The 18,164-nt window shown below is 60.2% G+C and carries 15 protein-coding genes; 8 read left to right on the top strand and 7 right to left on the bottom strand.

Annotation, left to right across the window (positions count from 1 at the left end; genetic code table 11):
• Positions 1 to 446: hypothetical protein (locus AB4043_RS00845; RefSeq protein WP_442306339.1), on the top strand; the 446-nt coding region annotated here is incomplete at its 5' end.
• Here AB4043_RS00845 and AB4043_RS00840 read toward each other — a convergent pair.
• The 3 genes from AB4043_RS00840 to tyrS all read right to left on the bottom strand — a co-directional run bounded on the left by AB4043_RS00840 (position 443) and on the right by tyrS (position 5,216).
• Positions 443 to 3,106: a ribonuclease R family protein gene (locus AB4043_RS00840; RefSeq protein ID WP_442300604.1), complete on the bottom strand. Its 2,664-nt coding sequence runs from the start codon at positions 3,104 to 3,106 to the stop codon at positions 443 to 445. The two genes, AB4043_RS00845 and AB4043_RS00840, sit on opposite strands and share 4 nt — an antisense overlap.
• Positions 3,107 to 3,188: 82 nt before the next feature.
• Positions 3,189 to 3,815, bottom strand: coding sequence for a hypothetical protein (locus AB4043_RS00835; protein WP_442306338.1), 627 nt, complete (start codon positions 3,813 to 3,815; stop codon positions 3,189 to 3,191).
• A gap of 165 nt (positions 3,816 to 3,980) precedes the next feature.
• A complete protein-coding gene (gene tyrS / locus AB4043_RS00830) occupies positions 3,981 to 5,216 on the bottom strand; it encodes a tyrosine--tRNA ligase (protein ID WP_442300606.1) in 1,236 nt (411 codons plus the stop codon).
• A gap of 48 nt (positions 5,217 to 5,264) precedes the next feature.
• On the opposite strand from tyrS, the gene AB4043_RS00825 reads away from it, so the two are divergent.
• Positions 5,265 to 5,639: an MmcQ/YjbR family DNA-binding protein gene (locus AB4043_RS00825; RefSeq protein ID WP_442300607.1), complete on the top strand. Its 375-nt coding sequence runs from the start codon at positions 5,265 to 5,267 to the stop codon at positions 5,637 to 5,639.
• 235 nt (positions 5,640 to 5,874) lie between these two features.
• Here the strand turns inward: AB4043_RS00825 and AB4043_RS00820 are convergent, their stop codons facing one another.
• Positions 5,875 to 8,328 (bottom strand): heavy metal translocating P-type ATPase, encoded by a 2,454-nt coding sequence (locus tag AB4043_RS00820; RefSeq protein WP_442300608.1) that lies wholly within the window; start codon positions 8,326 to 8,328, stop codon positions 5,875 to 5,877.
• Positions 8,329 to 8,470: 142 nt separating this feature from the next.
• Between AB4043_RS00820 and AB4043_RS00815 the strand changes: the two genes are divergently transcribed.
• On the top strand, positions 8,471 to 9,754 hold the full coding sequence (locus AB4043_RS00815) for an MFS transporter (protein ID WP_442300609.1): 1,284 nt from the start codon (positions 8,471 to 8,473) through the stop codon (positions 9,752 to 9,754).
• Between the two features lie 285 nt (positions 9,755 to 10,039).
• Here the strand turns inward: AB4043_RS00815 and AB4043_RS00810 are convergent, their stop codons facing one another.
• Positions 10,040 to 10,831 (bottom strand): SDR family NAD(P)-dependent oxidoreductase, encoded by a 792-nt coding sequence (locus tag AB4043_RS00810; protein ID WP_442300610.1) that lies wholly within the window; start codon positions 10,829 to 10,831, stop codon positions 10,040 to 10,042.
• 3 nt (positions 10,832 to 10,834) lie between these two features.
• Positions 10,835 to 11,878 carry a galactitol-1-phosphate 5-dehydrogenase gene (locus tag AB4043_RS00805; RefSeq protein WP_442300611.1) on the bottom strand — a complete coding sequence of 348 codons (1,044 nt, stop codon included), beginning with the start codon at positions 11,876 to 11,878 and terminating at the stop codon, positions 10,835 to 10,837.
• A 221-nt stretch (positions 11,879 to 12,099) separates the two neighbouring features.
• Between AB4043_RS00805 and rpmB the strand changes: the two genes are divergently transcribed.
• Positions 12,100 to 12,288, top strand: coding sequence for a 50S ribosomal protein L28 (gene rpmB, locus AB4043_RS00800; RefSeq protein ID WP_147645762.1), 189 nt, complete (start codon positions 12,100 to 12,102; stop codon positions 12,286 to 12,288).
• A gap of 109 nt (positions 12,289 to 12,397) precedes the next feature.
• On the opposite strand, the gene AB4043_RS00795 is transcribed toward rpmB, so the two are convergent.
• The gene (locus AB4043_RS00795) at positions 12,398 to 13,672 is read right to left on the bottom strand and encodes an ArnT family glycosyltransferase (RefSeq protein ID WP_442306337.1); all 1,275 of its coding nucleotides are present in this window, start codon (positions 13,670 to 13,672) and stop codon (positions 12,398 to 12,400) included.
• 138 nt (positions 13,673 to 13,810) lie between these two features.
• On the opposite strand from AB4043_RS00795, the gene AB4043_RS00790 reads away from it, so the two are divergent.
• From AB4043_RS00790 to AB4043_RS00775, 4 genes are all read left to right on the top strand, one after another.
• Complete coding sequence (locus AB4043_RS00790) at positions 13,811 to 14,317, top strand: DinB family protein (RefSeq protein ID WP_442306336.1); 507 nt, start codon at positions 13,811 to 13,813, stop codon at positions 14,315 to 14,317.
• A 482-nt stretch (positions 14,318 to 14,799) separates the two neighbouring features.
• On the top strand, positions 14,800 to 16,095 hold the full coding sequence (locus tag AB4043_RS00785; RefSeq protein WP_442300614.1) for an Hsp70 family protein: 1,296 nt from the start codon (positions 14,800 to 14,802) through the stop codon (positions 16,093 to 16,095).
• A 387-nt stretch (positions 16,096 to 16,482) separates the two neighbouring features.
• Positions 16,483 to 17,175 carry a YdeI/OmpD-associated family protein gene (locus tag AB4043_RS00780; RefSeq protein WP_442306335.1) on the top strand — a complete coding sequence of 231 codons (693 nt, stop codon included), beginning with the start codon at positions 16,483 to 16,485 and terminating at the stop codon, positions 17,173 to 17,175.
• A 6-nt stretch (positions 17,176 to 17,181) separates the two neighbouring features.
• A complete protein-coding gene (locus tag AB4043_RS00775) occupies positions 17,182 to 17,961 on the top strand; it encodes a DUF3050 domain-containing protein (RefSeq protein ID WP_442300616.1) in 780 nt (259 codons plus the stop codon).
• The last annotated feature ends 203 nt before the right edge of the window (positions 17,962 to 18,164 follow it).

Below are 18,164 nucleotides of genomic sequence, written 5' to 3'. Positions count from 1 at the left end.
GGACAGGCAAGGTCCGTGAGGTATTACCGCTCTACACCGTCAATGAACGTACAAACGACTCCGCCGTACGGCAGATTATGCGATGGACATTCCGCCCTTACCTCAAGGATGGTGTGCCTCAACAGATGGAGGGTGTTCTCTCGTTCACCGTGGATACCAGGAAATGGGGTCCAAAAGAACCGCTGACCGATGCCGAGGTGCGGAAGTTGGCAACCAACATTGTTGAGCCCAAGGTCGACGGCAGCAAGTATCCAAAGGGAACGACGTATAGCCTGTGGGCTGCCATTGATTCTGATGGCCAGGTTATCGAAGCGATGACCGGTGATGGTCCACATGAGCTATGGGGACCTTGCTATGACGCCATGCGTTCATGGCACTTCAGCCCGCTGATGGAGAATGGACAACCCCGTCCCTATCGAGCGAATTTCATCTTTCACATCAACTAACGTCTTTTCTTTTTCGCCTTCTTCTCCCGCTGAATCGACTTCTTCGACCGCTTCTTCCCCGCGCCCTTCGGCGGTTTGTACGGATGGGCACCGGGTTTTGCCGGACGCTCTCCGTCCGCAGGCGCGAATGGACCGCTCTCGTCTTCCAGAATGGCAAACTGCAGGCGCCGATTCACGCGGTCCACGCGATCGAGCAGCACTCGCACCTTCTGCCCCATGGCATAGCAGCGCCCGTTACGGTCTCCACAGATGCGGCGTGAGCCCTCATTGAAGTAATAGCGATCGTCGCGCAGCGAGTCGATCGGGACCAGGCCCTCCACGAAAAGACCATCGAGCTCGACGAAGAGGCCGTACTTGGTGGCCGACAGGATCATCGCGTCGAAGTCTTCGCCGACACGGTCCTGCATGAACTTGATCTTCTTCCACTCGATCAGCTCACGCTCGGCATCTTCGGAGCCGCGTTCACGCTCGCTCGACTCCTGCGCGATGGAGGCCAACTCGCTGGCCATGATGGGGCCTTCCAGATCGGCAGCATGCTTCGTGAAACGGGCATTGCCCCACGGCGCCGGCTTGTCGCTCAGCACGGCGCTGCCCATGGGATTGGCTCCGCTCTGGAGCAGGTCTTTGACAATGCGATGCACGATCAGGTCTGGATAACGGCGGATCGGCGAGGTGAAGTGCGTATAAGTCGGCGAGGCCAGCGCGAAGTGGCCTTCGTTCTGTTCGGAGTAGACAGCCTGCTTCAGTGAACGCAGCATAAGGTAGGCGAGGATGCGTTCCTCGGGCTTGCCCGCAATGCGCTCGGTCAGCATCTGGTACATGCGCGGCGTCACCGGAATCGCTTCGGTGACCTCGTGCGTCTTGGCGGCGCGTCCGCTGCCGCGTGCATCGCGCCGGTCTCCGCGTGTCTGGATCTTGCGTACCGGCAGATTGCCGATGCCGAGTGAGTAGCCGAAGCCGGCCGCCGTCTCTTCGAACTCGACAACGCGCCGCGCATCAGGAGGTTCGTGAATACGGTAGATGCCCGGCACGCCCTGTGACTCAATCCAGGTAGCCACGCACTCATTGGCTGAAAGCATGAACTCTTCGATCAGGCGATGCGCCCAGATGCGTTCGGACCGCACGATCCCTTGCATCTCGCCGGCTTCGTTGAACTGCACCACAGGCTCAGGAAGATCGAAGTCGATGGAGCCACGCCGTACGCGTTTACGATTCAGAAGGCGCGAGAGCACCTCCATGCGCTTGAACTCGGGCACCAGGTCGGCGAACTCGCGCAGAGCATTGGCGTCGTCATCGAGCACACGCTGCACGTTGGTGTAGGTCATGCGCTGTGCGGAGCGGATGATGCCTTCCATCACCTGGTAGCGCAGTACCTCGCCACGCTGGTCGATCTCCATGACGCAGGAGAGAACCAGCCGATTCTCGTGCGGCCGCAGCGAGCACATATCGCTGGAGAGCTCCTGCGGCAGCATTGGAATGGCCCGGTCAGGAAAGTAAACACTGGTGCCGCGCAGGCGCGCTTCAAGATCGAGTGCGCCTCCAGGCAGGACATACTCAGCCACGTCCGCGATGTGGACCTGCAACTCCCAGTTGCCGCTGGGCAGAAGGCGGGCGTGTACGGCGTCGTCGAAGTCCTTTGCAGTTTCGCCGTCGATGGTGACGATCGGGAAGCTGCGGAAGTCGATGCGGCCGCTCTCCCTGGGGTGCGTTCCGAATCCATTCCAGGGTGTCGATTCGAGCTCGTGAATGTACGCTCCATTGAGCTCTGCCGCCTGCGCGCGCGCCTCTTCGAGGACGTCGTCAGGGAAGACGTGCGGCAGATGATGCTTGCGGATAATGATCTCGACGTCGACACCGAAGGCGTCTTTGTCGCCCAGCACCTCGATGATGCGGCCGGTTGCCGGACGGGCAGTCGTGGGGAAGTCGGTGATCTCCACATCGACAGCCATGCCTTCGAGGTTGCGCCAGTCTTCCTCAAGCTGTGCGCGTGCTTCTTCTCCCAGCACACGATGTGGCGAGCCCTCTTTTTGCAGAGGGACCTCCAACCCGTCAGGGATGAGGATCGGCTGCGTCATGCGCTCATCGAGCGGTGTGACATAGTTGCCACGCACCAGCGGAGAGTCGTGACGCTTCTGCGGACGGGCGTAGTGGAAGATGCCGACAATCGTTGGGTGCTTGCGATTGAGCACGCGGGCGATACGTCCGGACCGACGGCCGTCGCGTTGCGGTGGGCCAACCTCCACCAGCACCTGGTCGCCCTGCATGGCTCCGTTGATCTCCGGCGGAGGGATGAAGATGTCGTCCTCACCGGGTACCCGAACAAAACCGAAGCCGTCACGATGCAGGTCGAGCTTGCCGGAGACGAGATTGTCGCGATTGAACGATGCGGCAGTGGGATACCTGCCGCGCCTGGTGGAGGTCGCTCCGCCAGGCGTCCCGCGGTCGTTCGGCTTCGGCACCGCCCACTGATCGTGATCGACCTTCTGCAGCGCGCCGCTCGCCGTCATGCGGGCAAGGTGTTCGAGTAGCAGACGGCGTTCGCGGCCTCCGCCGAGGCCGAGCTCACGGATGAGTTGCTTATAGCCTGCGCGTCCGCCGGGAGAGCGTTCGATCAGCCGGAGGAGCTCGCGGTCGGTCTGGGGATAGTTTCGGCCTGCCATCGTCCCCTCAAGCATAAAGGGCGCGGAGGTGACCGCGCCCTTTAGAGCATTTTCCCTGTTGCTGGGTATCCCGGAAAATGCTCTATCGAGTGAGCATGTATTTCTCGATACGGCCAAAGAGACCCCAGCCGAAGGTGACGTCATTGGTGAGGGTGCCGTGCATCAGCTTCAGACGATGTTGTGCCTTATCCAGGACGATCTCGCCGGACATGGCGGCGAAGACACGGGATTCCATCGAGGGCGGCGTGAAGTTCGGATTGGGAACRAAAGCGAGAGTAGTCGCCTCTGGACTATCGGACTTTACTGACCAGTAGAAGGCATCCGGCATCATGCGCAGCATCTCTTCGGCACGCTTATCGTCCTCGCGGCCGCTCTTGCGCTGCTTCTCCTGTTCGCTGGGGCTGGAGACGAAATCGGTGATCTTACGGTCTTCTGTGGCGAGTTCGGCTGGGGTCAAGGGCCGGCCATCGGTACGGATCTTCTTCTTTATCGCTCCGCTATCCGTCTCAATGACGTAGAAGAGGGCATCTTCGCCGGGCTTCTGATAGTGCGAACGGTACTGCCACCGTGTATGGTCRGCGTGGTCGGCGACGATCTCCGTCTGCATGACCTGGCGCGCCAGGTTCTGGGCGGCGGTGTCCTGTTGTGCAAAAGCAGGAAAAGCAAAAATAGTCAGCGCTGCAACAGCAGCAATCGATCGGGTACCCATCAGGACGGGTTCCTCCTTGAGCTTGCTGACCCAGTTGGATGCATCTTTGTCGCGGCTGGTTTACAGGATGCGTGCAAGCTGCTGATTATATTGGGCTATATCGGGAGAAGAAGGCAACCCGGGATCCGTCTAAAGCGGGGCTCCCGGGTTGCGGAATAGTCACAGTCAGGCGATCACTGCGAGCTTCGCGCGCTTTCCAAGCCGCACGGGGATACGTGCGGGCAATTCGGTGACCGTAAGGAAGGCATCCTTATGGACATTGCCGTCGATCCGCACAGCGCCCTCGGCAACCTTTCGCGTCGCTTCTCCAGCAGAAGCGGCGAGACCCAGAGCGACGAGAAGCTTCGCGACGCGCACGCTGGAGTCCGTGATGGCGAGCGCTTCCGGAGAGATCTGTACCTCCTCCAGGTCGTCCGCGATGGCCTTCTGCTGGAAGGTGCGCGCCCAGTTCTCCTCGGCGTGTACCGCTTCCGCTTCTGAGTGGAAGCCGGCCGTGATGGTGCGTGCCAGGTTCTTCTTCGCCTGCATGGGATGAAGCGCCCCTGAAGCGACATCGGCGCGCATCTGGTCGATGGCAGACTGCGGCAGGTCGGTGAGGAAGACCCAGTACCGCCACATCAGCTCATCGGAGATGCTCATCAGCTTGCCGTACATCTCACCCGCCGGCTCCTTGATGCCGATGGCATTGCCGAGCGACTTCGACATCTTCTGCACGCCGTCGAGGCCTTCGAGGATGGGCGTCATCAGGATGATCTGCGGAGCCTGTCCGTGAGTGCGTTGCAGGTCGCGGCCGCGCATCAGGTTGAATTTCTGATCCGTGCCGCCCAGCTCGACATCACACTTCAGTGCAACCGAGTCATAGCCTTGCGCCATGGGGTACAGCAGCTCGTGGACGTGAATGGGCTGCTCCTCCTGGAAGCGCTTATGGAAGTCTTCGCGCTCCAGCATCTGCGAGACGGTAAACTGCGCTGCCAACTTGACAATGCCGGCGTAGCCAAGCTGGTCGAGCCACTCCGAGTTGTAGCGGACCTCGGTCTTGTCCGCGTCCAGAATCCTGAAGACCTGTTCTTTATAGGTCTCGGCGTTGGCGTCGATCTCTTCGCGCGTGAGCGGCTTGCGCGTCTGGCTCTTACCGGTGGGATCGCCGATCAGGGCGGTCGAGTCACCGATCAGGAAGATGACGGTATGGCCCAGGGTCTGGAAGTGCTTCAGCTTGCGCATCAGCACGGTGTGGCCAAGGTGCAGATCGGGCGCCGTAGGGTCGAAGCCGGCTTTGATGCGCATAGGGGTACCGGTCGCGATCGACTTCTCGATGCGTTTGGCCAGGTCCTCCAGCGGAATGATCTCCGCCGCGCCCTTGGTGATGAGGTCAAGCTGTTCCTGCAGTAATGGAAAGGTCATGATGTCGCACCTTCAAGTATAGAAGGCGGGCGTGGGATACTTGCGGGCATGGATGTCGAAGGTGTCCGTAAGTTCCTGCGCTCCCTGCCTCACGTCGCGGAGACCCGCCAGTGGGGCGACAACCTCGTCTTCTGGGTGGGCGATAAGACCAAAGGCGGAAAGATGTTCGCCCTGATCAATCTGGACGACGAGTCCCGCCTGGGCCGGCAGCCGGTGGTCTTCAGCTTCGCCGCCGATCCGGAGCGGTTTCACGAGCTGCTGGAGATTGAAGGAGTGTTACCCGCGCCTTACCTGGCACGGGCAAAGTGGATTGCTCTGGCAGGCTGGAACGTCTTCCGCAAGGCCGAGCTGGAAGACCTGCTGCGCCAGGCTCATAACCGCGTCTTCGAGAAGCTGCCGAAGAAAGTGAAAGCAGCGCTCTGAGTAGCCTAGACCCTGGGTGCCCCATCCATCGCAACGCGATGGGTGGGAGATTCGCGCGTTGCGCGAATCAAGTTTCTGCTGTATCGACAGATTTATCAGGTGAGAGATAGTTCGAGGGATGGCGGCTATGAACTGCACGGCTCCTACTTTATTCGAGCTTCGCTCGAACGTCCCACCCATCGCGAAGCGATGGATGGGGCACCCAGAGTACGGGATCCGAATCTGTCGATAAACCCTAAATCTTCGCCATCCGCAGCCGCAACGCATTCGCAATCACCGACACCGAACTGAAGCTCATCGCCGCCGCAGCAATCATCGGGCTCAACACAATGCCAAAGATGGGATACAGTGCTCCCGCGGCAACCGGTACGCCCAACGCGTTGTAAATAAAGGCAAAGAACAGGTTCTGCCGGATATTGCTCATGGTTGCTTCACTGAGCCGGTAGGCACGCAGGATGCCGTTGAGATCGCCCTTCACAAGCGTGACTCCCGCCGTCTGCATGGCGACGTCGGTGCCGGTTCCCATGGCGATGCCGACATCGGCCTTTGCCAGGGCGACCGCATCGTTGACGCCGTCGCCTGCCATAGCGACAACATGCCCCGCCTGCTGCAGTTTCTCAATCGCCTCGCGCTTGCCGGCGGGCAATACCTCGGCAATGACCTGGTCAATTCCCAGCTGTGAGGCCACGGCCTCTGCCGTCGCTCGGCTGTCGCCGGTCAGCATCACAATCGCAAGACCCTCGTTGTGCAGTTGGCGTAAGGCCTCGCGGGCAGTGGCTTTGATGGGATCCGCGACAGCGAGAGTGCCAAGCAATATGTTGTCCTGCGCCAGGAATACGACCGTCTGCCCTTCGCGGCGCAGCTTGTCGGCTTCAGTGGAAGAGGTATCGATTCCCAGCTCCTGCATCAGGGCGGTGTTGCCGAGTGCGATGGTGGCATTGTCGACATGGCCGCGAACGCCTTTACCGGTGATCGAGGAGAAGTTCGTGACGGGCAGCAAGCTAAGGCCGCGTTCTTTGGCCGCGGCAACGATCGCGGCTGCCAGTGGATGCTCGCTGGCGTTCTCCAGGCTGGCCGCCAGCCGCAGCAGACGAGCTTCCTCTATGCCATAGGTCCTGATCGCGGTAACGCGCGGTTTGCCCTCGGTAAGTGTGCCGGTCTTGTCGAGAACCAGGGTGTCGACCTTGCGCAGTGTCTCGATCGCTTCAGCATTGCGGAAGAGCACACCGATGTGTGCGGCCTTGCCGCTGGCGACCATGATGGACATCGGCGTCGCCAGTCCCAGAGCGCAGGGGCAGGCGATCATCACGACGGCGACAGCAGAGACGAGTGCATGCGCCAGCCGCGGTTGGGGTCCCACGAGAGCCCACGCAACGGCAGCGAGTACAGCGGCAAGGATGACGGCGGGAACAAAGTAGCCGGCGACCTGGTCGGCAAGACGCTGAATCGGGGCGCGGCTGCGCTGTGCCTCGGCGACCATCTGCACGATCTGGGAGAGCAGACTCTCGCGACCAACGCGCTCGGCACGCAACACCAGCGTTCCCGTACCGTTGACTGTAGCTCCGGTCACGCGGTCGCCTGCATGCTTCTCTGCCGGTATGGGCTCGCCCGTCATCATCGACTCGTCGACAGAGCTTGCACCTTCCGTGACCACGCCATCGGCGGGAATCTTTTCGCCGGGACGAACGCGGAGAAGATCGCCGGCGTGAACCATGTCGAGTGGAACATCCTCTTCGGTTCCGTCTGTCTTGATGCGCCGCGCCGACTTCGCCGCAAGGCCAAGCAGACTGCGGATCGCCTCTCCGGTGCGCGCACGCGCCTTCAGCTCAAGCACCTGACCCAGCAGCACCAGCACCACGATGACAGCGGCGGCTTCAAAGTACACCGGCGCCTCTCCCATCTCATCGCGAAAGGCAGCAGGGAAGAGATCTGGGAAGAAGAGCGCGGCCACACTATAGCCATAGGCAGCAGCGACCCCAAGGCCAATGAGCGTAAACATGTTCAGGTTGCGTGTGCGGACGGACTGCGCCGCCCGTTCGAAGAAGGGCCATCCTCCCCACAGCACGACCGGTGTACTGAGCGCCATCTCCAGCCAGTGAAGCGTACGCCCACCGAAAAGATGCTCCGCGCGCATGCCGCTCATGGCGGCCACAAAGACCGGAGCCGTGAGGATCGCGCAGATCCAGAAGCGGCGGCGCATGTCAGTGAGCTCAGGGTTTTCCTGCTCTTCAACTTCGATCGTCCGGGGTTCCAACGCCATGCCGCACTTGGGGCAGTTACCGGGATGGTCACTCACCACCTCCGGATGCATGGGGCAGGTGTACTCGGTGCGTGTGAGAGCTACAGGCACTGCCGGCTCAAGCGCCATGCCGCACTTCGGGCAACTGCCAGGTCCCTTTTGGCTAACCTCGGGGTCCATGGGGCAGATGTATTCCGCCGAGGTCTCAGCAGCGGTCGGAGGAGCCGCGGGCTTTGGGTTCAAATACTTCTCCGGATCGGCCTTGAACTTTGCAGCACAGTTCGGGCAGCAGAAGTAATAGGTCTTGCCCTGGTGCTCTGCCTTCGCAGGAGCGGTGGCCGGATTCACCATCATGCCGCAGACCGGATCTTTCTGCGCCGGCTGACTGACGATGTTGAAAGGGGACGACTTCGCGCCCTGGTGACTGCTGCCGTAGTGTTCGTGCTCCATCGCCATCTCCTCGATTATGCGACGTTCCGCCGCATGGGTGATGCATGGGAGAACGCATGGCCGAATTCGGCATTACACCGGAGAGCGGTGATCCAGGCAGTAAGCAAGCTGTAGCTTTGGCGTGATAGAGTCGCGATGCCCGATGAAAATTGAAAACAGCAATGCTGCGTCGTATCGCTGGACCGTTGGAATACTGCTTGGCGTCGGCGTCCTGGTGAACTACTTCGACCGTGTCAATCTTTCGGTCTCGCACGATGCTCTGGTGCAGACTTTTGGAATTACGCCATCGGTTTTTGGCCAGCTCTCAGCGGCGTATTCGTGGACCTATGCCGCGTGTCAGTTACCCACCGGGGTAATACTCGATGCCTTCGGCGTGCGTAAGGTCTCGCTCTACTCGATTGCCATCTGGGGCATTGCTTCGATTGCGGCCGCATTTGCACCCGGCGTGCTGCTGTTCTTCGCGGCGCGGCTGCTGCTGGGTATTGGTGAAGCTCCCACCTTTCCGGCGAATGCGAAAGCTGTCGGTGCATGGTTCCCGCAGCATGAACGGTCGCTGGCGACGGCGATCTTTGACAGCGCAGCAAAGCTGGCCAACGGGATCGGTGTGCCCTTGCTCGGGCTCTTGCTGTTACGCGTCGGCTGGCGAATGTCCTTTGGTTTTACGGCGGCGCTTTCGTTTGGGTATCTCGGGCTGTTTGCGCTGCTCTACCGCGAACCGGATCGCTTCACCATGCGAAACGTACTCCATCCGAGTTCCGAGACAGAGGATGCGGCTGCGATTCTGGCTCCGCCGATTCCGCTGACCCACCTGTTACGCGAGCGCAAAGTGATCGGTCTGGCAATCGGCGCGGGGTCGTACAACTACGTCTTCTATCTGTTGTTGACGTGGCTGCCGACCTATCTTGCAGAGACACTGCATATCTCGCTGCGGCAGTCGTTCCTCTTCACCTCTGCGCCCTGGCTGATCGCCACGGCCTGCGGCTTCTTCATCGGCGGTGTGCTGGTCGACTTTCTGATCCGTCGCGGCAAAGATGCGAGCACGGTGCGGCGTTCAGTTCTGTTGATCGGGACAACCTGTGGACTGGGATTGATCGGCGCGGCCTTTGCCCACGATGTTGTCTCGGCGCTGGTGCCCATCTCGATTGCGATCGGAGGTCTCTCCGCGGCATCACCCATCTGCTGGAGCCTGCCCTCGCTGCTGGTGCCGAATACAAGCACCGGCAAGGTGGGCGGCATCATGAACTTTTCGAACCAGCTCTCTGCCATTGCGGCGCCGATCCTGACCGGATATACCGTGCAGGCGACACATAACTTCACCTGGGCCTTCGGGATCGCCGCGGCGTACCTGGTGATCGGCGTGTTGTCGTACGCCTTCCTGCTTGGGCGGATTCAGCCCATCGATGTCCGGCGGGCGTTAGAGGCGTAGAACAGGCCGGGTGCCCCACATACCGGGGTCCCCAGCGAACGAAGTTCGTTGGGGTGGATACGCGAAGCTTATGTGGGAAATTCGAGCGAAGCTCGAACCGCTTTTTGTTTGTCATTTTGTAGGGCCGGGGTCCCCGACCAGCTTGCTGGTTGGGGTGGTCGACCAGTAGAAGCGGAGAAATCTGCTTTTCCGCACTCGCGGTTCCAAGTTCAAAGGCGGTGGCGCTTAGCGCGATACCCAGGTCCCAGAAGCGGGACCCGGGGCACCCAGCGTGTAGATCCCGCCTTAACTCTTCTTTACCAAAGCTCGTGTCGCACCCACCGAAATACCGCCATCGATCAGGATCGTCTGCCCGGTCACGTATCGGGAAGCCTCGCTGGCCAGGAAGACCACCGCACCGTCCAGGTCATTCGGAGCTCCCGGACGTTTGAGCGGGATGCGCTCGACCAGATACTGTACCCAGCCCTCATCTTCATACATCACGCGGTTCTGGCTGGTCTTGAACCATCCCGGAGCCAGCACGTTGACCGTCACACCGTGCTCTCCCCAGTCATCCGCAAGGCTCATCGTCAACTGCTTAATGCCGCCGCGGCTGGCGCCATAGGGTCCAAGACCTGCCGATCCACGCACGCTGGTGACCGAGCCGATATTGATGATGCGTCCGTAGCCTCGGGCGATCATGCCACGTGCGATGGTCTGTGCGACAAAGAAGGCTCCACGCAGGTTGGTGTCGAGGATGGTGTTCCAGTCCTCCCAGGTGACCTCAAGCGCCGGCTTCCGGATGTTGCATCCGGCGTTGTTCACCAGGATGTCGACCCTGCCGTAGACGGCATCGGCAGCCGGGCCGAAGGCGGTGATGCTCTTCTCGTCGCGCACGTCGAGAGTTAACGCGTGAGCCGTGACACCCATGCCGGCGAGCTCTTCCACGAAGGCGTCGCAGTCGCCGGCCTTGCGGCTGGTGACGATCAGCTTTGCGCCCGCACGTCCGAGGGCGCGAGAGAAGTACTGTCCCAGGCCGCGCGATGCCCCGGTAACAACGGCTACCTGTCCTGTCAGATCGAAGAGGTTCTCGCTCAACGCTTAGTTCTCCTTACCGGGTGCAACGACAACCTTGAGCAGACCCGCCTCACGCGCATGCAGACGCGCAAACCAGTCGGCAGCCTCTTCCAGCGTGCTGACGGCGGAGATCAGGGGCTTTACCGTGATGGCGCCTTCGGACATCAGGCGAATGGCTTCGACGTACTCACCTGCGGAGGAGCAAGAACCCTGCAGCCGGACCTCACGCGTGACCACGCGCTGCAACGGCAACGGAACCTCAGGCTGAATATTGCCGATCAGGCCGACCGTACCGCCGCGGCGTACGCATTCGATAGAAGCAACGACAGTCTCCGCACGGCCGACGGCTTCGAGGACGACATCCATGCCGAGATTGCTGGTCCGGCGCAGGATCTCGGCGACCAGGTCGTTGCCCGAAAGATGCAGCGTGTCCGGAATACCGACATCGACAGCCATCTGCAGGCGAGCAGCATCGACGTCGGCGATAGTAACGGAGCGTGCTCCGGCAGCGCGCGCGGCCTGGGCAGTCAGCAGGCCAATCATGCCGGCACCGATCACCAGGGCAGAGTCACCCGGCTTCAGTTGCGAGACACGCACGCCATGCAGCGCAACGGCGACGGCCTCCAACATGGCAGCCTCTTCGAAGGGGAAGTTTTCCGGCAACTGATAGAGGATGCGCTCGGGCACGGCAACGAACTCGGCAAAGGCTCCATGGCGGCGATAGTCTCCGCAGGAGACGCCCATCACCTGGCGGTTGTCGCAGAGGTTGACCTCGCCCCGTTTGCAGAACTCGCACTTACCGCAGTAAACGGTGGAGTCGAAGGTGACGCGATCGCCGGCCTTGTAGCCCTGTACTTCAGAGCCGACCGCGGCGATGATGCCTGCGGCCTCGTGGCCCATGACGATGGGTGGAATCCGGCGGCCGGAACCGCCATCGTAGCCGTGAACATCGCTTCCGCAGATGCCGCAGGCGGCGACCTTGATCAGAACCTCGTCGGCGGCAACGGCCGGGACGGGCATATCGATGACCTGCAGATGTTCGTACGCCTCAAGCATCAGGGCTTTCATGCGTTGTGCTTTCTCCTGTTGGGGATAAGCATACGGGCTGCTCCGTATGGCTGTCCTCTTGATTGCCCGGAGGCCAAAAATACGGTATTCTTTAACTTCCGCAGCAAGCCCGCGGCCCCGTTCTGGTGGCCTGGCGGCCCAAAGCGAGGCGAAACGCCCTCCCACTGCGCGAAAACACCTTCGTCAAACCTGATTGTCGGGAGACGACCTGGAGATTTGTCATGGCACAGACCTGTGAGTTTTGCGGCAAGGGACCGCAGTTTGGTAACAACATTTCGCACGCGCACAACGTTACCCGCCGCCGCTGGAACGTAAACCTGCAGGCCGTGAAGGCTGTGGTGAACGGCGCCAGCAAGCGCATCCGCGTGTGCACCAGCTGCATCAAGTCCGGTAAGGTCGTCAAGGCCTAAGCCGTTTCAAAAGAATAAGTTTCAGTCGCCCGGCAGGCGCGCAGCGTGCCGGGCTTTCTGTGTTAAGCACATAAACGCTGCACTGCAAATGGTGCAACTGTACGGCTCCTCAGAACACCGGCTTCCGCTTCTCCGCGCTCTGGAACAGGTTTACCGCCAGCACCATGATCAGCGGCTCCAGAATGTGCCGGAACCTCGCCTGCACGGTCACGAAGTAATACGGTAGCGGGTAGATCAGGAACGCCAGCGTCATTAGCCAGGCTGCCTTGCGCCGTTGCTTGATCGCCAGCAGCAATCCCAGCACACCCACCACGGTTCCGAAGGTGAAGTTCAACTCACGGCCGTACTCGACGTATTCCTTGTGCGGAATGACCGGTTGGGGCACGCCCGCCCAGAACATGTAGGCACGCAGTGCGCTTAGTTTCCAGAATTCGGGGCGATGGGTGTGAATCCACTCCTCAGCCAGCGCGCCGCGGTCTCTTACCCATTGCACTTCGCCTTTGGCGCGGTACTCGTCGATGATGCGTGTGTTTTCGAGTGGAACAGTCGTGCCCCAGGGGAAACCAACGGACCAGGAAGAGTTCCCCATATAGTTCTCCGCCCCGAAGTTGCTGCGGATAGGGATGAAGGCGTGCAGGACCAGGTAATTGCGAATCACCCATGGAGCCAGCAGGGAACCTGCAACAACACCGGCAACGACGGCGCGTTTGAACGCCTGTAGCCGATGTCCGGGAACACCCCAAAGCACCCACAGCGCCGCTACCGGGAGAAAGACCGTGGGGGTGGCGTTGGTCAACGCCAGCAGGCCACCCAAGATGCCGAAGATGGTCCATTGCCGCCATGTGCCGCCGCCGTTTTCGCGCATGCGCAGGGCGAGCACGAAGATCCAGGTGAAAAGGCAGCAGGTGAGGGTCATCTCCCAAACCCACTTCACAGCGAACTGCATGGCTGCGGGGTACAGAGCCCACAACCATGCGGACCACAGAGCGACCCTCGGGTTGAAGCAGCGGTAACCGATCTCGTAGACAGCGAGCRCCGTCAAGGCAGAGAACAAGCTGTTGATCGTGAGGATGAACCATGCCGACAGCGGACTATAGATACCGAAGAGCTTGAACGACGCGGCGATGAGGAAGGTATAAAGCGGAGGCAGCCATGCGGTGGGACCAGTATGTCCCTGGAAGGGATCGGCATAGCCGTAGCCAGTAACCAGAGCACGCGCGACGCGTCCGGCCTCCCACCCGAACTGAAAGTGGTCTTCAAAAAGACGGATGCGGTAGGTGTGGGCCAGGGTCATGTAGAGGACGCGGACGATGAGTCCCACCCAGAAGATCTTCCATGGCAGGCGAATCGACGTCTGTTGTTCGCTGCCGGCGATGTTGGCCATATTTCTTATTCAATCATCGTTGTCACCAGCTACCGCATTTTCCCTGTTACCGGGTATTCCGGAAGAGGCGTGTGACGGCATTTTCATTGCGGAAAATGCCCATAGATGCGGAATCCCTGCGCTACGCCTACAGGGAAAATGCTCTATGCTTCCCCCATGGCTCCTAATCCTTATGCTGCCGCCCTCGGAGATAACGATCCCGCAACCGTGCTGGCCACCACGCCGGCGAAGCTGAAGGCTCTGGTCGCAGGTCTCAGTGCTGAGCAGGTCAACACGCCGCCCACGCCGGGCAAGTGGAGTATCCGCGAGATCTTCGCGCACCTGGCCGACTGCGAGATGGCCTTCGGCTTCCGCCTGCGCCAGACGCTGGCCGTCGACAATCCTGAACTGCAGCCCTTCGATCAGGACAAGTGGGCCGAGCATTACGCGGCGTACGACTATACGACCGCAGTGGCGTTCTACGAGGCCTTCCGTGACTGGAACCTGAGGTTCCTCTCGACGGTGACCGACGAGCAGAAACAGCGCGGAGCTTCGCATCCAGAGCGCGGGTTCACACCCTTCTCTGTACAACTAGCGACCATCGCCGGCCACGACCTGCACCACGTCTCCCACATGGAGAAGCTGGTGGCAGGATTGAAGTCGTGAGCTTCCACAAGACCGGGTACCCCATGTCCCTTTAAAGGACATGGGTATTCGCGCTGGGCGCGAACCCTTTGTCTAATCTCCTCAACCTGCGTATCAGTTTTGAAAATCGGGAATGGGTCAGTTTGAAATCTCGGGCTTCCGTAGTCTCTTGAAGCCACAAATAACTAATCCGATTCCAGCCAAATAGCCAATTGCGGAGAAGATGTCATAACTAATGGAAGCAGTGTCTACTGGTGCCATTATTGAGAAATGCGGCGATCCTAAACGTACTAGCAACACAATTGTTGCTCCCGCGAAATAAAGTGCTGCCGAGGTTTTCCGTCTGATATTCATCGCACTGCGTCCATACTCTCAGAAATCAAACCGACCAACTACTTCTTTTTAGGGTCCGAGCTTCTTCGTTTCCGGTTCTGGCAATAGGAAACTAGCTCCTTAATCCGGAGCTACCCCACCCAATCCGCATTTCACGAAATAATGATCGGATGCGTCCGCTTCGCATCGGTATCGACTTTGGCACAACCAATACCTCCATCGCCCGTGCAGACGGTGCCGAGGTAACGCTCGCGCACTTCGCTGCACCGGCGGGAGAGACGCCGTCGTACCGGTCGCTGCTGTATCTGGAGCAGGTGCGGGAGAAGGGGCGTCCGCTGGTGCACTCCTACACCGGGCCGCGCGGCATTGAGCACTACCTTGCTGCCGACCACGAGGCATCGGGGACGCAAGGGCGCCTGATCCAGTCGCTCAAGTCCTATCTGCCGTCGCGGTCGCTGACCGGCACCGAGGTCTTTGGCCGCAGATACACCCTCGAAGACCTGATCGCACGCATCCTGACCGACGTACGGGTCGCAGCCGAGCGGCAGTTTGGTCATCCCATACGCAGCGTCACGGCGGGCCGCCCCGTACGTTTTGTCGGCTCGGAGTCGGAGGAGGATGATGCCTTCGCCGAATCGCGTCTGCGTCACGCCTTTGAGCTCGCCGGATACGAAGAGGTGCACTTTCAACTGGAGCCGATCGGCGCTGCCTATAGCTATGAGTCCTCCCTGGAGCATGACGAACTGATCCTGATCGGCGACTTCGGTGGCGGCACCTCGGACTTTTCGCTGTTGCATGTGGGGCCATCGTTTCGCACGCAGACAGACCGCGGTAAATCGATGCTTGGGACCTCGGGCCTGGGACTCGCGGGTGATGCCTTCGATGCAAAGATCGTGCGCAAGCTGGTCTCTCCGGCACTGGGGGCAGATACGCTGGCTCGCTCGCTGAAGAAGCTGCTGCCCGCTGTGCCGAACTGGATCTTCGCCAACCTGGAACGCTGGCACTATCTCTCGTTCTTGCGGACACGCAATGTCATGGAGATCCTGTCGCGGGCAGAACGCTCCGCGCTCGAGCCAGAGAAGATCACGGCGCTCATCACGCTCATCGATCGCGATCTCGGTTACCAGTTGCACCAGGCTGTACAGCGGACCAAGGTGCAGTTATCGCTGGAGGAGACCGCCGAGTTCTTCTTCCGGGACGACGATCTTGAACTGCGTGCAATGGTGAAGCGCAGCGAGTTCGAGGGATGGATCGCCGATGAGCTGGAGGCAATCGAGCAGGCGGTCGCGAGCCTGCTTGAGAGTACCGGGGTGCAGCCGCAGCAGATCGACCGAGTCTTCCTGACCGGCGGCACCAGCTTTGTCCCCGCGGTGCGGGCTATCTTTCATCGCATGATCGGCGAGGGCAAGCTGCGCACCGGCAACGAGTTCACTTCGGTGGCGCATGGGCTATCGCTGAGTCGATAACGCTCGACTTTTTGCTTTGTCATTTCGTAGAGTCGTGCAGAAATCTGCTTTTGTTGTTCCATTCTTCGCTCAGGGCTGGCGTGGCAAGCGGTACCTCAGCGGCTAAAGCCGCGTCATTTGCCACGCCGATACGGCACGGCTGAAGCCGTGCCCTTAAGCAAAACGAAAAGCATCCTCAAGTCTTGGATCTCGCGATGGACGAAGGGTCCGCTGATTTCAATACATATTTTGTAGCGCACTCCGCGACTTGCTTTTCCGTTCGCGCGACGCGCGAATGCCTTGCTTAAGGGGACGGCTTCAGCCGTCCCGTATCGGCTACGGAAGAAACGCGGCTTTAGCCGCTGAGGTACAACTTCTTTCTCACGCTTCCAGCAAGCCGTTCATATAATGGCCTGCATGCCGTCGTCGAAGAACAAACCCAGGACCTTCAAAGCCAAGCTGGAGCATCTCCAGGGAAATCTGGGATGGGTTGTCGCGTATCTTCCGTTTGACCCGTCGAAGGCCTGGCCGGAGCGGAAGCGGCTGCGGGTGCGAGGCGATGTCAATGGGTATGCTTTTCGCAGCTCGCTCTTTCCCAAAGGCGGTGGAGGCGGTTTCTTTCTCCTGGTGAACAAGGCGATGCAGAAGGGGGCAAACGCCGTGCCGGGTTCGGTGGTAACCATCACCATGGAGCCTGACCTGGAGGAGCGTGACTTCGGTGTGCCGCCTACCCTTGTGCCCTATCTGAAGAAAGACCGTGCGCTCAAGAAGTTTTACGACGAGTTTTCTGACTCTGYCAAGCATGACATTGCGCGCCATATGGCTGAGCCCAAGACGCCGGAGGCGCTGAAAGAGCGCACGGAGCGATTCCTTGAGCGCGTGATGCTCACCATGGAGGGTGAACAGATCACGCCACCGATCCTGGTTATGCTCTTCCGTGAGAATCCGCTGTCGGAGAGGGGTTGGAAGCTGATGACGAAGGTGCAGCGGCGCAACCACCTGCTGGGCATCTTCTACTACCGCACCCCGGAGAGCCGCGAGAAGCGAGCCCGCAAGGCCGTGGAGGAAGCACTAAAAGTGGCAGAGAAGAAGTTGACATAACATGCGATGCTTAACCACGTGAATGTAGATTTTGCCGCCGAGCAGTTAGCGCAACTTCAGCAACGGATTCAGCCGCTGCACAATGAGTTGGCCGCCCATCCTCTCTTCTCCTCCTTCCGCACCATGAACGACCTGCATCGCTTCATGGAGACGCACGTCTACGCGGTCTGGGATTTCATGTCGCTGCTGAAGGCGCTGCAGCGCGGTCTTACATGTGTCGAGGTTCCCTGGCTGCCCTCGCGAGACCCCGTCTCCTGCCATCTCGTAAACCAGATCGTTCTCGGTGAGGAGAGCGATGTCTATGCCCATCAGCACATGTCGCACTTTGAGCTCTATCTGCTGGCAATGCGTTCGGCCGGAGCTTCGACCCAGTCCATCGATGCCTTCCTTGCGCTTCTTCGTGGCGGCAGCGGTGTGCAGAAAGGGCTGGTAGCGGCTGTTGCTCCCATGGGAGCAGCGTCGTTCGTGCGTCACACCTTTGCGCTGATTGAGACCGGAAAGCTGCATACCATCGCGTCGGCGTTTACCTTCGGACGCGAAGACCTGATCCCGGAAATGTTCCAGGGCTTTCTCGAGCGGCTCGCACCAGAGCTGCAGCCGAAGCTCGAGCCCTTCCTCTGGTATTTGAACCGCCACATTGAAGTCGATGGCGGCGAACACGGACCGATGGCTCTGAAGATGGTGGCCAAGCTGTGTGGGAACGATCGGGCACGCTGGCTGGAAGCCGCAGACGCAGCTGAGGCGGCGCTGCACGCCCGCCTCGCATTGTGGAACTCGCTGGCCTAGGGAGTATCGGAAAAATTCAGCCCATACCCTGGGGCCATGTCCCTCGGGGAAAGGGGCCGGTTTCCTCTCCAAGGCGGAATTTTCGAGCCACGTGGCATGAGAGTTATAGAGCGGGCCTTCAGCCCTTGATCCATTCAATATGCCGGAGACCTGGGGCGTTGCCCCAGGCTGATATAGAGCGCGCCTTCAGCGCTTATATTGCC

It is taken from the genome of Terriglobus sp. YAF25 (assembly GCF_052113305.1).
In the GTDB taxonomy this organism is placed as follows: Bacteria; Acidobacteriota; Terriglobia; order Terriglobales; family Acidobacteriaceae; genus Terriglobus.
This window is presented reverse-complemented; position numbering and strand designations above follow the sequence as displayed.

Coding starts and splice junctions, on each gene's coding strand:
- AB4043_RS00820 (WP_442300608.1), bottom strand. CDS start 8,328: ATGGAGCACGAACACTACGGCAGCAGTCACCAGGGCGCGAAGTCGTCC.
- AB4043_RS00805 (WP_442300611.1), bottom strand. CDS start 11,878: ATGAAAGCCCTGATGCTTGAGGCGTACGAACATCTGCAGGTCATCGAT.
- AB4043_RS00825 (WP_442300607.1), top strand. CDS start 5,265: ATGGATGTCGAAGGTGTCCGTAAGTTCCTGCGCTCCCTGCCTCACGTC.
- rpmB (WP_147645762.1), top strand. CDS start 12,100: ATGGCACAGACCTGTGAGTTTTGCGGCAAGGGACCGCAGTTTGGTAAC.
- AB4043_RS00815 (WP_442300609.1), top strand. CDS start 8,471: ATGAAAATTGAAAACAGCAATGCTGCGTCGTATCGCTGGACCGTTGGA.
- AB4043_RS00775 (WP_442300616.1), top strand. CDS start 17,182: ATGCTTAACCACGTGAATGTAGATTTTGCCGCCGAGCAGTTAGCGCAA.
- AB4043_RS00840 (WP_442300604.1), bottom strand. CDS start 3,106: ATGGCAGGCCGAAACTATCCCCAGACCGACCGCGAGCTCCTCCGGCTG.
- tyrS (WP_442300606.1), bottom strand. CDS start 5,216: ATGACCTTTCCATTACTGCAGGAACAGCTTGACCTCATCACCAAGGGC.
- AB4043_RS00785 (WP_442300614.1), top strand. CDS start 14,800: ATGCGTCCGCTTCGCATCGGTATCGACTTTGGCACAACCAATACCTCC.
- AB4043_RS00790 (WP_442306336.1), top strand. CDS start 13,811: ATGCTCTATGCTTCCCCCATGGCTCCTAATCCTTATGCTGCCGCCCTC.